The sequence below is a fragment of the Pseudomonas sp. 2995-1 genome (assembly GCF_002742505.1).
In the GTDB taxonomy this organism is placed as follows: domain Bacteria; phylum Pseudomonadota; class Gammaproteobacteria; order Pseudomonadales; family Pseudomonadaceae; genus Aquipseudomonas; species Aquipseudomonas sivasensis.
This window is the reverse complement of the sequence record NZ_LJSA01000560.1, coordinates 1-258: the sequence shown is the minus strand read 5'-3', so window position 1 is coordinate 258 and position 258 is coordinate 1. Positions and strand designations below refer to the sequence as shown.

Sequence of the window (258 nt, the reverse complement as noted above, 5' to 3'; positions counted from 1 at the left end):
ATCTATCTCTTCAAGCCATTCCTTATATAACAACGCTTCTTGTACAGTCACGTTTTTAATCATAACTTGAGCATTAGAGAGTGTACTATTGAATTCTTCTTCCATTATCTCTATTGCTACTGTAGACGGTGCATCTTCAGGGATGTAGTCATTCATATTATAATTGATTGAAACAAAAAACAGTGCAACTGCACTGATGAGTGTTAATAATGTAAAAGTAAATACAATAGATTTATTATACTTTATAATTTTTGATGC

The 258-nt window shown here is 30.6% G+C and carries 1 protein-coding gene; it reads right to left on the bottom strand.

Annotation, left to right across the window (positions count from 1 at the left end):
* Window positions 1-258, bottom strand: a 258-nt coding sequence (locus AOA61_RS31365; protein ID WP_218197397.1) for a hypothetical protein, incomplete at both ends; no start/stop codon positions are given.